A 12826-nucleotide genomic window follows, 5' to 3' on the forward strand; every position below is an offset into this window, starting at 1 on the left:
TCACTCCGACACTTTGCAAACGCCGATGCGGCGTCCTTCTTGAAAGACCACCATCTGCTGCGGGGGAATGCTGATGCGCACAACTTGATCGATCTCCACGTGCTGTTGCGTCTGGTCGTCGCTGCGCAGCACGGTGGTGAGCACGACGCCGTTCACGTCCAGGTAGACGATCTCCTCGCCGCCCAGGTCCTCGCGCAACAGGACCTTCGCCTGATGGGTCAGCCAGCCGTCGGCGGGCGGCGCGCCGATGCGAATGTGCTCCGGCCGCACGCCGACCTGGACGTCGCCGAAGGGTTTTTCCGGTCGCTCGCCGTCGAACTTCATGCAGGCGAGGGGCGTCTCCACCAGCAGTTCACCGCTTTGTTGCCGCAACATGCCCGGCGTCAGGTTCGCCTGTGGAAAGGCGACGTGATGCATGGTCTGCACGCGCTGAGGGTTGGCGTAGAGCGCCTCCGGCGCGCCGCATTCGACGATCTCGCCGGCGTCGAGCACGGCGATCTTGCTGGCGAGCATGAGCGACTCGACGGCGTCCGAGGTCGTGTAGATGAAAGTGACCTTGAGCAGCTCCTGCGTGCGCTTGAGGTCGTCGATCAGGCGTTCGCGCAGCTTGAAGTCGAGGCCGACCAGCGGGTCGTCGAGCACGTAGATGTCGGTGCGCTTGATCAGGCCGCGCGCGATTGCCACGCGCTGCTTTTGGCCGCCGCTCAACTGGTCGGGCTTGCGATCGAGCAGGTCCTGGATGCCGAGCAGCCCGGCGACGCGCTGCACTTCCGGCTCGATCTCGGCCTTGGGCACGCGCGCCAGGTCGAGCGGATAGGAGATGTTCTGACGCACGGTGAAATGCGGGTAGAGGGCAAAGGATTGCGGCACGTAGCCGATGTTGCGCTCCCCGGCGGAAAGCTTGGAGACGTCGGCCCCGCGCAAGATCACGCGCCCCTGATCCGGCGCTTCCAGGCCGGTCAGCAGCCGCACGAGCACCGATTTTCCCGAAGCAGGCAGCCCAAAGACCACCATGAAATCGCCTGACTCAACGGTCAGGCTCACATCTTTCAAAACTTGTTTGCGGCCATAGCGTTTGGCCAGATTCTGCAATTCGACAGCAATCATGCGTCGCCCGTTTCTCGCTAGGTGTTGTCACCGCCCCAACGACGCCAACCACGGCGCCAGAGCGATGCTGATGGCGAAGATCAAAACGATCAGAGAGACAAACCAGAGATAAAGCAACGCCGAGCGCCTGAAATTGGCCGTCGGCGGGATGTTGCCGACGGCGATCTGGCTCAGCGCAGAGAGCACCAGCGAAACCAGGCCGATCTGGTAAAGACGCATGCTCACCTGCTGGCCGATCAGCACGATGCTGATCAACATCCACGCCACCAACACAGCCTGCAGCGTCGCAGCAAACGGACGTCTGGCGATGTTCATCTTACACCTCTCCGCGCACAGTGCCAAAGGTCATGCCGACCAGCAAATATTTCTGGAAGAGAAAGATCATTACGGTGGGCAGCAGGACGTAGCCGGTGGAAAGCGAGGCCACGAAGGCCCAGTCGATATTGCCGCCTGCGCTGACCAACCCCACCGCCAACGCGTAGGGGATCATCTGCGTGCCCGGCCCTCCCAAAATGAAATTGAGCAAAAACTCATTCCACACGAAGATCAGGTTGAAAATAAAGGCGGCGATCAGGCCCGGCCGCACCTGCGGCAACACGACGCGGAACATCACATGCAGGCGAGAGGCGCCGTTGACGAAGCCGGTCTCATCGTAGCGCGTGGAGACGCCGTCGATGAAGCCCTTGAGAATCCAAAGCGAAAAGGGGATGCTGAACATGGTGTAGAGCATCAGCACGCCGAACTGGTTGCGCCACTGAAAGGCGTTGAACATCTGGAAAATCGGCACGACGAAGGCGGCGGCCGGCACCATGCGCGTCGAGAGGATCAGAAACATCAAAAAATTGGTGGCGCGGAATTTATAGCGAGAGAGCGCATAGGCGGCCAGAAACGAGACCACGATCGCCAACGACACCGACGTGATCGACAGGTACAGGCTGTTGATGAAGTAGGGCACGGTGTTCGGCCTGGAGAGCATGTCGAGGATGTTGCTCAGCGTGGGCTGAAAGATAAACTTCGGCGGGACGGCCAGAATGTCGTTCGGCGTCTTGAACGAAGCCATCAAAATCCAGAAGACCGGCAGGAAGAAAAAGATCGCCACCAGCCATAAGATCAGGTAGTAGACGGCGGTGCGAGCACGCGTTGGTTGCATTTCACGCTCCTTCGCGATAGCGGCGCAGGTTGAGCACCCATAGATAGATGGACGTGAACGAAATTGCGATCAACAGCAAAATCACGGCCAGAGCCGATGAGAAGCCGATGTTCAGGCTGGCGAAGGCGTAACGGTAGAGCTTCAGCCCGATCAGCTCGGTGATGTTGCCCGGCCCGCCGTTGGTCATGAGGAAGACCAGGTCCGTCGTCTTGTAGGCGTCGATCGTGCGCAGCAAAACGCCCAGCATCAGGATGAACTTGCCATGCGGCCAGATCACGTGCCAGAGCCGCTGCCAGATGGACAGACGATCGACCTCCGCCGCCTCCAGCTCCGCTTTGGGCACAGAGCCAAGCGCCGCCAGCGTCATCAGGATCATGAACGGCGTCCACATCCAGATGTCGACGAAGAGCACGGCGCCGAAGGCCCAGTTGACGTTGGTGAGAAAATCGATCTTCGAGCCGGTGAGCAACTGCACGAAGTAATTGGCGACGCCGAAGGTCGGCTCGTAGATCAGCCGCCAGAAGAGGCCGGAGGCGACCGGCGTCACCACCATCGGCACGAAGAGCAAGGTCAGCGCCAACCGGCGCCCCGGCATGTGGCTGCTGCCCCAGAAGAGGAACCCTAACAGCACGCCTAACACCGTCTCGATGCCCACGGCCAGGACGACGAAAACAAAGGTGCGGCTGAAGGCGCTCCACAGATCGGCGTCATTGTAGATTTTGACGTAGTTGTCGATGGCGATGAAGCTCGGCGGCGCGGGCGACATCAGCGAATAGCTGTAGAAGCTCATCCCGATCATCCAGATGGTGGGGATGACGTTGAGCGCCACAAAGAAAAACAGAATGGGCAGCAGCAGCGCCAACGGAAAAAATCGGGACTCCTCGAAGGCGCGCAGCGGGCTGCGTCGACTGCGGGCGATCGCCTGCTCCCCTTGCTGGGCGATGTTGACTGTGCTCATATGGATTCTCAGACTGATTGGTTACATTTCATCGGCGCCGCCGACCTCCGCCTGGCGAAAACCGACCGGCCGCGGCGGCGCCAGATGACTCCGCCATTACATCAACGTCAGGTTGCGCAGCTCGTCCGGCGGCGGCGTCTGCGTTCGCCCCTTCTCAAAGAGCAACGCCTGCTGCCGACCGGCGATGTAGTCGAGCACGCGCTTCGGATCGGTGACCTGACCGGACGCATAGGCGCTGTAGGCTTCCTGTTGGATGGCGAGCAGCTCGGCGTATTCAGGCAGATGCCAGAAGTCGCGCGAGCGCCCTTCCTCCAGCATGTACTTGAAGGCGCGCGTGTAGGGCTTCAAGTCCTCGAAGCCGGGCGCGTTGACGCCTTTCTTGCTCCAGGGCAGGCCGCCCTTCTGCACGAACTCCGCCTGCGTGTCGTCCTGATACCACCATTTCAGGAAGTCGATGCAGACGCGCATATGATCGTCGTCGTTGAAGGCGTTGATCACCCAGGGCTGACCGCCCATGGCGCCGATCACCTTGCGTTCGCCGTCCGGGAAGATGAACTTCGGATGGGGCACGGCCAGCACTTTGCCCTCCAGCTCCGGCGGGATCATGAAGAGGCCGACGGCCAGCCAGTTGAAGGCGGAGAAGACCTTGCCCTGCGTGAAGAGATCGATCATCTCACCGATGCCGAAGTCGGGCGATCCCGGCGGCTGATATTTCTGCAGCGAAACGAAGTACTCCAGCTGCGCCGCGTTGGCGTCGGTGTTGAGCACGCCGACGACGTTGCCGGTGGTTTTGTCCCAGATGTCGCCGCCCGTGGCGTAGACGTAGGGATGATAGGCGCAGGAGAAGAAGTCATACTCCTTGCTGTATTGCGCCGCCGTGCCGTAGAAGTCTTGCTCCGGCCGCGTGAAGAACTCGAAGATCGGCTCCCACTCCTGCACGGTGAGCGGCTCCAGCTCTTCATAGGTGGTCGGCAACTTGCGGCCATATCTGGCCTCGAACGCCGCCTGCTCCGCCGGGTCTTCGAGCAAGTCCTTGCGCACGAAAAGCCCCTGCGTATCCGGCATCTGCGGGAAGCCCCACCGCTGGCCGGAGCCGTCGGGGTAAACCTGATAGGTCTCCACCACCAGGCTGGAGAACGGCTCGATGTCCAGCTCTGGATTGAGCGCGTAGACGTCGTCGGCCTTGACGATCCAGCCCGGCTCCGCCAGTGCGCCCAGCCACTGGCTGTCGGAGACGATCAGGTTGAACTCCTGCGAACGCGAGGCGAGCGTCGGCGCCACCTTCTGGAAGAGGGCGGCGAAGGGCGCCTCCGTCTTGCGCACCGTCACGGTGTAGCCGTACTTCTCTTTGGCCATCTCCGCAAACTTGGGGAACATTTCCACAGGAAGCTGGCTGGGCGGCCAACCGGCGATGACGGCCAGGCTCAATTCGAGCGTCTTGCCGCGCATTTCGTCGCCCACCGTGCCGGCGAGCGGACTCGTTCCGGCAGGACCCGGCGCACCCGCAGGCGCAGGCGCACCCGCCGGCGCACAGGCGACCAGCGCATTGCCGGCGACCGCCGCAACGCCGACGGCGGCCATGCCTTTGAGCAACTGACGCCGAGACAACGGAGTTTGGGAAAGACTCTTGTCGGACATGGTTGGATTGCCTCCTTTTTCCATCAACTGGATAGCCATTTATCGTTCCACGCAGGACGACGGAAGCGCTCTGCGCAGAGCACACAGAACAACGCTGGGGAGCTCCATTTCCAGGGTTCGATCCAAGAAGCGACTTCATGAACGCTTCTCAGATCGCCGTGTATCCTCCGTCGATCAGGATCGTCTCGCCCGTGATCAGGTCGGACGCCGGCGAGGCCAGAAAGAGGATCAGGTCGGCGACTTCCACCGGCTGACCAAAGCGGCGCAGCGGGATTTTGGCCAGCATCGGCTCGGCTTTGACAGGATCGCCCCACACCTGCGTGCCCATCGGCGTCAGGATCACCGTCGGCGCCACAGCGTTGACCTGCACGTTGTACGGCCCCCACTCCAGCGCCATCACCTTGGTGAGCATGTTGAGGCCGCCCTTCGAGGCGGCGTAGGAAGCATGGCCTTCGATGGCGACCACCCCCGCCTGCGAAGAGACGTTGATGATTTTGCCGCGGCGCTGCTCGATCATCTTGGGCGCCAGCGCCTGGGCCAGAAGATAGGGCGCGCGCAGGTTGACGGCGATCGTCTCCTCCCAGTCCGCCAACGGCGACTCCAGGATCGGCGCAATGCGCGCAATGCCCGCGTTGTTGACGAGAATATCGACTGTTCCAAACGCATCCAGGGCGGCCTGCGCAGCGTGCAACGGCCCTTCGGTCGTGCGCATGTCGGCTTCGATCACCACGCAGCGTCTGCCGGCGGCCTCAATCTGGGCAGCCGTCGCCTGCAACCCTTCCCGATCCCGGCCGACGATCGCCACATCTGCACCGGCCTGCGCCAGCACCACCGCCGCCTCTGCGCCAATGCCTTTGGAGCCGCCTGTCACCAACGCACGTCTTCCTGTCACAGCAAAACGCTCCAGTGGGTTTGTCATAGATCACCTCTTGCGTTTTATCGATGGGTGTTGATTCGGGTTGCGCTTTGTATGAGTGACGTCAGTTGCAAACACATTCATTGCGCCGGAATGAATGCACCGCGCAGCGCGCAAGCAAGCCTCGCGGCCAGAGGCGTCATCGCCAGAGACGTTCGGCAAGTGCGCACATATTTTCCACCAATGCACGGACGTGCAAGATGGTAACACAACCATGATGGGTTGTCAATTCGCTGAAAAACGGCCTCTTCGCCTCGAGTGTGCGCGGAGAGCGCGCAGGGTTGCTACGCTGCAGCCAGCAGCACGGCGGTCAGCTCCTCGTCGGTGAGGACAATAGGGTTCGCCTTCATGCTCGACGCTGCACGCGCCTTGGCGACCACCAGCGGAGCGTCGTCATTCTTAAAGCCATAGTGAGAAAGGGGCGGAATCTCGAAGGCGTTGACCAGCGAGCGCAGCCAGGCGATGGCGTCCTCGATGGTGGCGTCCGCGCCGCCGGTGAGTAAAACCGCCAGCTCGGCGTAGCGCGCCAGGGCCGGATGATTCGGCTGGCGTTGGCGCAAGGCGCGCACATTGGCGGCGCACACTTCGGGCAGCAAGGCGGCGCAGATGGCGCCATGCGGCGCGTGATACATGCCGCCGAAGGGGCCGGCGAAGCCGTGCACGGCGCCAAGGCCGGCGTTGGCAAGCGCCAAACCGCCGCAGAGGCTGGCGAAGGCCATATCGCGCCGCGCGGCGACGTTGCGCCCATCGCGCACGACGATCGGCAACGCACGGGCGGCGTGGCGCAGCCCCTCGCGACAGATGGCGTCGGTCAGTGGGTTGGCCCGGCTCGACACGAACGGCTCGATCAGTTGGGTGAGCGCATCCATGCCGGTGGCGGCGCTCACCGAGGGGGGAGCAGAATACGTGAGCTCCGGATCGACCAGCGCCACGCGCGGCAACATGGTGGCGCTGCGCACGCTCACCTTGACGCCATGCTGTGGGGAGGCGAGCACGGCGTTGCGCGTCACCTCGCTGCCGGTGCCCGCAGTGGTGGGAATGGCGATCACAGGCAGGGAGGGGTTCGTCAGCGGCTGCGCCTTGCCGATCACCTCCAGGTAATCAAAAACATCGCCCGGATTGGCGGCCAGGGCGGCGATCGCCTTCGCAGCGTCGATGGCGCTGCCGCCGCCGAAACCGATCACCAGTTCCGCCTTGCTGCGCTGCGCAGCCTCGACGCCGGCCACGGCGTCGGCGACGGTGGGTTCGCCGGCCACGCTGAAAACAGCCGCCTTGATTTCGGCGGCCTCGAGCAGATCGAACAGCGGCTGCGCACGCTCCGGGTGGGCGCCGGTTACAACCAGCGCGCGCTTGCCCAGAGCGCCTGCCAACGCGCCCACCTCCTGCAACGTCCCCTCGCCGAAGAGAATGCGTTGCGCAGTGGCGAATTCAAACTTAGACATCCGTTCCCCTTTCTAGTCCCGGACGTTGCCTGCAAAAAAAGAGTCCCACGGAAACTCAACGGGGGCGTCGTGACAGACGATGTCGATCATCTTCAACATCAAGGGGAGCGCGGCCCGATCGAGCACTCCCTGCGCCGTCAACGCCTCGACGGTGGAGCCGATGGCCTGGGCCAGCTGCGCACCTTCGATGGTCTCATCCGGCATGTACTCGCGTTTGGCGACCGAATAGGGGACGCCCTGTCCCAGATGCCAGCCCATGCGGCTGTTGCGGCCGCCCATGCTGGTCACGTACAGGTCGCCGGCGCCCGGAAGCGTGAAGACGCTGCGTCGCCGACCGCCCATAAAATCGACCATGTAGGCCGTTTCCCAGAGACCCTGTGCAAAGATGGCGGCGGAGAGGTTGTGCATCACGGCGTCGTTGGACGCTTTGCCCGCTTTCGCCAGCAGCCCCCCCACGCAGCCGACCGCCAGCGCATATAGGTTCTTGAGCGCCACGCAGGTTTCTACGCCCACCATGTCGGTGGATGTCCAGACGTGATAATAGCGCGTGCGCAGCATGGAGGCGGTGCGCTCGAGCAAGCCGGCGTCTTCACCCGTAATCACCACACAGGTGTCGCGCTCCGCCGCCAGCTCGCCCGCAATCGAAGGGCCGCCGATGGCCATCAATGGCGTGCGTTGCTGCTGCGACGGGGTGAGATGCATGCGCAGGCGATGAGGCAGGAGGTGCAGCCGCTCGCCGTCGCCGGCAAGCCCCTTAGTGAGGAAAAGCAGCGGCGTCCCTTCCGGCAAGACGGGCCGCAACATCTCGCCCGCCCAGTCTACCCCGAGCGAATTGACGCCGATGACGACGAGGTCGGCGTCTCGAATGACTTCGCCGAGCCGGTCGTACGTGTACGGCGCAACGCTGTCGCGAAGCCGGGTGCGCAGCCGCGGATGAACGCGCGTCTCATGGATTTCTTCGATGATGTCGGTGTCGAGATGGGTGCCCACCAGGCTGACCGCATGGCCGTTGTCGGCGAGCGGCATCGTGAACGCGCTGCCCATCACGCCGGCGCCAAGAACCACAACTTTTGCCATAATCAATTCCCTGTTCCGTATGGTGGATTGGAGTTTCTGTTGATTTCACCTCAGCGGGCGTCCGCCAACGCCAGCACGGCCTGGGCGGTCTGATCATCCGTGGCGAGCACGGTCATGTAGCGCCCGCGCAATGCGCCCAGGATCGACATCGCCTTAGGCAGACCGCGCGCCACGGCAATCACGCGCGGAATCTTGCGCAGGTCCGGCAGGTCGATCCCGATCACACGCGCGTTGATGTCGAACTGTTCAAAACGCCCGTGCACATCGAAAAAGCGTCCGACCGTTTCGCCGACGACGCCCTGCCTGCGCAGCTCCGCCAGGTCCTCCGGGCTCAAATGGCCGGCGCGCAGGAAGCTGGCGGCCTCCTCCTGCACGGTGCCGATGCCGGTGATGGCGAGGGCCACCGACCGCGCGCGCTGCAAGCCCTCTCGTACAGAGGGTTCGTTGAGCAGGAGATCGCGCAGCGCCGGCTGCTCCACCAGGGCGGGCGCATGCAGGTCGAAATAGCGGCCGCCCAGCTTGCTCGCCAACAGGCGCGCCAGGTCAGGGCCGTCGATGAGTGGGTTGGCTGCGCCAAGGCTGCCTAGAATCTGCACCACGTCGATCTGTCGACTGCGGTCTTCGCTGAGCGCGCTGATGGCGGCGTGCACGCCGGTTCCCCAGGCGATGCCGATGCAGGCGTGCGGCGGCAATTGGCCGAGCACCCGCTCCAAATAGCTGGCGGCCAGACGTCCGACGCCGGCCAGGCGCTCCTCGTCGCGCTGGTCGGGATTGGTGAGCAACACGTAGGCGTCGGTCAGGCCAAAGCGGTCAATCAGCGCCTGTTCCAACGCATACGCGCGATTGACCGGGCGATGGATGCGGATTTCGACGATGCCCAGGTCGCGCGCCTCTTTGATCATGCGCGAGACGCTGGAGCGCGAGGTCTCCAACCGGTCGGCGATCTGTTGCTGATTCTGACCAAGCTCATAGTACAAAGTGGCGACCGTCACCAGGAGGTCGGTGCGATCTCCACGGAGTTCATCGGGCGAATGGGTTGTTGCGTTACTCACAGGCAATCACCACCTTTGAAGCCAGACCTTGATGAGCAATTTCAAACGCTTTTGCGCCGTCCTCCAGGCTAAACACATGACTGACGGTTGTTTCCAAAGTGTACCTGGAGCGACGCAAAATCGCCAGTGCGCGAGGGAAAAGATCGGGCGTAGCAGAGTAGCTGCTGACCAGATTGATCTCGCGACGCCAAAGCTCCCAACCATCGACAGGAAACGCAGCGTCGGGCTTTGCGCCAAAGAGGAGCAGCGTCCCGCCGTCGCGCACGGAGCGCAAGGCCAGATCAAGCGTCGCACGCGTCCAGACGGTGAGGATCACGACGTCGACCCCGCGGCCTTCGGTGAGGTCGCGCATTGCGCTCGCCGCCTCTCGGTCATCGGCCAGGAAGCCCTGGGCGACGCCCCACGCTCTGGCCAGATCGAGCCTTTCCGGACGCACGTCCACGGCGAAGGTCGTCACGCTGCGGTCGGCCAGCAACGGCGCAAAGAGCAGCCCCACGGCGCCGACGCCGACGATCAAAGCGGCGTCGCCTTCGAGCAGCGAAACGCGGTCGAGCGCCCGCAGGCAGCAGGCCAGCGGCTCCATGAAGACGGCGCGCAGGTCGGGCATTTCCTCTGGCAGCGCAAGCAGCGTGTGTTGCACGTGCAGCGCCGAGGCGCGGATGCACTCGGCGAAGCCGCCGGGATCGATGTTGGTGCGTTTGAAGAGCGGGTCCATCGGGCCGCTGCCGCGGCGCGTGTAATGCGAGGCGAAATCCGGCGCGTGGTGCGCCAGGGCGACGCGCGTCCCCGGCTGCAGGGCGACGCCATCGCCCACCGCCTCCACCACGCCGACCACCTCATGCCCCAGATGGATCGGCCTGGGCGTCCCAGGCGAATACACTTTCATCAGGTCGGTGCCGCAGACGCCGCAGCAGCGCATGCGCACCAGCGCCTCTCCCGCCCCAATCGTTGGAATGGGCGCCTCCATGACTTCGACGACGCCTGGAGAGGGCGAATGCAACAGCTTCATGTCGGACCATGCTCCCCCTTTGTGTCTTCGCGCCTTGATGGTCGCCTACTTCGCACCCAGGGCGAATGCAGCAGCTTCATGTCGGACCATGCTCCCCCGCCAACTCGGTCAGGCGGTCGACCAGCGGCTGCACCGTTGGGAAGAGCGGCCGGTAGACCTCTCGATACAGACGATCGTAATGGGCCTGCACATCCGGCTGCGGGGTGAAGCGCTCCGCCGTGGCCGTCATGGCTTCGGCGGCGGCCTGCACGCTCGGATGCCAACCTGCTGCGGTGGCGGCCAGGATGCCTGCACCCAGGCAGGTGGCTTCGGTGGTGGTGGAGCGCAACACGGGCACGCCGGTCACGTCCGCTATGATCTGGCACCAGAGCCTGCTGCGGCTGCCGCCGCCCATGGTGATATATTCGCTGAAGCGTTGTCCCACCGCCGCCATCATGGCGTCGCCGACCAACCGCTGTTCATAGGCGATGCCTTCCAGGATGGCGCGGTAGAGATGTTCGCGCCCATGCGCGCCGGTCCAGCCGATCACGACGCCGGTTGCAGCCGGGTCCCAGTAAGGATTCATGACGTTATTCCAGTAGGGCACCAGCATCAAGCCTTGCGCCCCAGGCGGCAGTTTGGTCGCCGCCGCCTCGAGCTGTTCCTCCGGGCTGAGCGGCAGCCAGGTGTTGCGCAGGTCAGAGGCGAATTTTTCGACGAACCAGGCGATCGTATAGACGCCCCCGCGCAGCACATGCTCGGCGAAGTAATAGCCAGGGACCGGCGCCAGCAGGGTGCGAAAGGCGCGATCGCAGGGATAGTCGGCGCTGATCACGCCGCTCACCACCGCGGTGCCGAGGTTGAGATAGGCGCGGCCAGGCGTCACCGCATTGGCGCCCAGCCCGGCGCAGTGGCCGTCGCCGGCGCCGGCGATGACCGGCAGCCCTTCGGGCAACCCGGTCGCCTGCGCCGCCTCTGCGGTGAGATGGCCGATGACAGCCCCTGGCTCCACCAGATCGGCGAACTGATCGCAGCGCAGGCCCAGGGCCTGAATCAGCTCCTCCGCCCAGCGACGATTGACCATGTCGATCAAACCCATCGGATCGGCGCAGGAGAGGCTGGTGCGGAAATGGCCGGTGAGGCGGTGCACCAGGAAAGCGTGAACGTCGAGCAGCTTGTGCGCGCGGGCGACGACTTCCGGCTCGTTCTCCAACAGCCAGAGAATTTTGGGCAACGACTGCGTCATGGAGGGCGGCTTGCCCGTCAGCCGGTGCAAGGCGTCGCGGCCGAATCGTTGCTCCAGCTCGGCCACCTGCTTGCGGCTGCGCTCGTCGGACCAGAGGATGGCGTTGCGCAACGGTCGCCCTGCGCGATCGACGGGAACGAAAGTCTCGCGCTGATGGGTGATGCACATCGCCTCGATCTTCGCAGCGTTCACCTGGCCGGCGCACTCGCGCAGCGCCTTGCAGGCGCCCGCCCACCAATGCTCTGCGTCCTGTTCATGCCAGGAAGGGAAGGGTTGAAGCAAGGGGTAACTGGCGCGTCCTTCCGAGACGGCGCGACCGGCGCGATCCCAGGCGATCGCCTTGCACGCCGTCGTGCTGCTGTCGATGCCGATAACGAATGACTCCTGTCCTGGGGTTCCACCCATAGTTCTGTCCTTCCTATCGCATTTCCTGGCCGCCGTTGACGTTGATCGCCTGGCCGGTCATGTAGCTCGCCTGATCTGAGGCCAAAAACAACAATGCGTTGCACACATCGTCGTAGGTGCATGGCCGGCGCAACGGAACGGCGTCGATGTATTTCTGGCGCACTTCTGCTTCCGTGATCTGGAAACGCGCTGCGTACTGTTTGTACAACGAATTCACCCATAGCGGCGAATCGAGCAGATGGCCGGGGCAGATGGCGTTGACGCGAATTCCATATTCCGCCAGCTCAAGCGCCAGGCTCTGCGTCAGTCCGATGCCCGCCGCCTTGCTGGCGCAATAGGCGCCGTTGCCGAAGCTGCCGCGCAGGCCGGAGATGGAGTTGATCTGAATGATGACGCCCCTCCGCTGCGCCTTCATGACAGGAGCGACATATTTGGCGCACAGGAAGTAGCCGGTCAGGTTGACGTCGATCACGCGACGGAAACTGGCGCTGTCCAGCTCGGTCGCCTGACCGGCGATCACGACGCCGGCATTGGCGACGAGCAGATCGATGCGGCCCCAGGCGGCGACCGTCTGAGCGACCATCGCCGCCACATCTTCCTCCACCGTGACGTCAGCGTGCACGGCCAGGGCAGGGCGTCCGGTGAGTTGTTCCAGCTCCTGCGCTGTGGCGCGTGCGCTCTCGGCGTTGCGATCCACGACCGCCACCTGTGCGCCCGCCTCCGCCAGCCTTCGGCAGATCGCCTGTCCCAAGCCCTGGCCGCCACCGGTGACGATGGCGATTTGGTTATTCATGGGACCGGGACTTCCGGCGACCAGAGTGGGACGCGTCGCCGCGTGCGCATTGCA

The 12826-nt window shown here is 63.8% G+C and carries 12 protein-coding genes; all 12 read right to left on the reverse strand.

The window, feature by feature from the left end; all coding sequences use genetic code 11:
* Positions 1–1107, reverse strand: coding sequence for an ABC transporter ATP-binding protein (locus Q0367_RS06120; protein ID WP_297636013.1), 1107 nt, complete (start codon positions 1105–1107; stop codon positions 1–3).
* Positions 1108–1134: 27 nt separating this feature from the next.
* Positions 1135–1422, reverse strand: a complete 288-nt coding sequence (locus tag Q0367_RS06125) for a hypothetical protein (protein WP_297636016.1) — start codon at positions 1420–1422, stop codon at positions 1135–1137.
* Between the two features lies 1 nt (position 1423).
* Positions 1424–2257 (reverse strand): carbohydrate ABC transporter permease, encoded by an 834-nt coding sequence (locus tag Q0367_RS06130; protein ID WP_297636019.1) that lies wholly within the window; start codon positions 2255–2257, stop codon positions 1424–1426.
* A gap of 1 nt (position 2258) precedes the next feature.
* Positions 2259–3215, reverse strand: a complete 957-nt coding sequence (locus tag Q0367_RS06135; RefSeq protein WP_297636022.1) for a carbohydrate ABC transporter permease — start codon at positions 3213–3215, stop codon at positions 2259–2261.
* A 96-nt stretch (positions 3216–3311) separates the two neighbouring features.
* Positions 3312–4853, reverse strand: a complete 1542-nt coding sequence (locus Q0367_RS06140) for an extracellular solute-binding protein (protein ID WP_297636025.1) — start codon at positions 4851–4853, stop codon at positions 3312–3314.
* 148 nt (positions 4854–5001) lie between these two features.
* The gene (locus tag Q0367_RS06145; RefSeq protein WP_297636028.1) at positions 5002–5772 is read right to left on the reverse strand and encodes an SDR family NAD(P)-dependent oxidoreductase; all 771 of its coding nucleotides are present in this window, start codon (positions 5770–5772) and stop codon (positions 5002–5004) included.
* A gap of 281 nt (positions 5773–6053) precedes the next feature.
* The gene (locus tag Q0367_RS06150; protein WP_298981243.1) at positions 6054–7211 is read right to left on the reverse strand and encodes an iron-containing alcohol dehydrogenase; all 1158 of its coding nucleotides are present in this window, start codon (positions 7209–7211) and stop codon (positions 6054–6056) included.
* Positions 7212–7223: 12 nt separating this feature from the next.
* The gene (locus tag Q0367_RS06155) at positions 7224–8288 is read right to left on the reverse strand and encodes a 2-dehydropantoate 2-reductase N-terminal domain-containing protein (RefSeq protein WP_298981244.1); all 1065 of its coding nucleotides are present in this window, start codon (positions 8286–8288) and stop codon (positions 7224–7226) included.
* 50 nt (positions 8289–8338) lie between these two features.
* On the reverse strand, positions 8339–9340 hold the full coding sequence (locus tag Q0367_RS06160) for a sugar-binding transcriptional regulator (RefSeq protein ID WP_297636039.1): 1002 nt from the start codon (positions 9338–9340) through the stop codon (positions 8339–8341).
* Positions 9333–10349, reverse strand: coding sequence for a zinc-binding dehydrogenase (locus Q0367_RS06165; RefSeq protein WP_297636042.1), 1017 nt, complete (start codon positions 10347–10349; stop codon positions 9333–9335). The genes Q0367_RS06160 and Q0367_RS06165 overlap by 8 nt, the downstream gene beginning before the upstream one ends.
* A 76-nt stretch (positions 10350–10425) precedes the next feature.
* Positions 10426–11979, reverse strand: a complete 1554-nt coding sequence (locus tag Q0367_RS06170; RefSeq protein WP_297636045.1) for an FGGY-family carbohydrate kinase — start codon at positions 11977–11979, stop codon at positions 10426–10428.
* Between the two features lie 13 nt (positions 11980–11992).
* A complete protein-coding gene (gene srlD / locus Q0367_RS06175) occupies positions 11993–12772 on the reverse strand; it encodes a sorbitol-6-phosphate dehydrogenase (protein WP_297636049.1) in 780 nt (259 codons plus the stop codon).
* Positions 12773–12826 lie beyond the last annotated feature (54 nt).

The sequence above is a fragment of the uncultured Caldilinea sp. genome (genome assembly GCF_937128415.1).
Taxonomy (GTDB): Bacteria; Chloroflexota; Anaerolineae; order Caldilineales; family Caldilineaceae; genus Caldilinea.

Coding starts and splice junctions, on each gene's coding strand:
- Q0367_RS06120 (WP_297636013.1), bottom strand. CDS start 1,107: ATGATTGCTGTCGAATTGCAGAATCTGGCCAAACGCTATGGCCGCAAA.
- Q0367_RS06125 (WP_297636016.1), bottom strand. CDS start 1,422: ATGAACATCGCCAGACGTCCGTTTGCTGCGACGCTGCAGGCTGTGTTG.
- Q0367_RS06130 (WP_297636019.1), bottom strand. CDS start 2,257: ATGCAACCAACGCGTGCTCGCACCGCCGTCTACTACCTGATCTTATGG.
- Q0367_RS06135 (WP_297636022.1), bottom strand. CDS start 3,215: ATGAGCACAGTCAACATCGCCCAGCAAGGGGAGCAGGCGATCGCCCGC.
- Q0367_RS06140 (WP_297636025.1), bottom strand. CDS start 4,853: ATGTCCGACAAGAGTCTTTCCCAAACTCCGTTGTCTCGGCGTCAGTTG.
- Q0367_RS06145 (WP_297636028.1), bottom strand. CDS start 5,772: ATGACAAACCCACTGGAGCGTTTTGCTGTGACAGGAAGACGTGCGTTG.
- Q0367_RS06150 (WP_298981243.1), bottom strand. CDS start 7,211: ATGTCTAAGTTTGAATTCGCCACTGCGCAACGCATTCTCTTCGGCGAG.
- Q0367_RS06155 (WP_298981244.1), bottom strand. CDS start 8,288: ATGGCAAAAGTTGTGGTTCTTGGCGCCGGCGTGATGGGCAGCGCGTTC.
- Q0367_RS06165 (WP_297636042.1), bottom strand. CDS start 10,349: ATGAAGCTGTTGCATTCGCCCTCTCCAGGCGTCGTCGAAGTCATGGAG.
- Q0367_RS06170 (WP_297636045.1), bottom strand. CDS start 11,979: ATGGGTGGAACCCCAGGACAGGAGTCATTCGTTATCGGCATCGACAGC.
- srlD (WP_297636049.1), bottom strand. CDS start 12,772: ATGAATAACCAAATCGCCATCGTCACCGGTGGCGGCCAGGGCTTGGGA.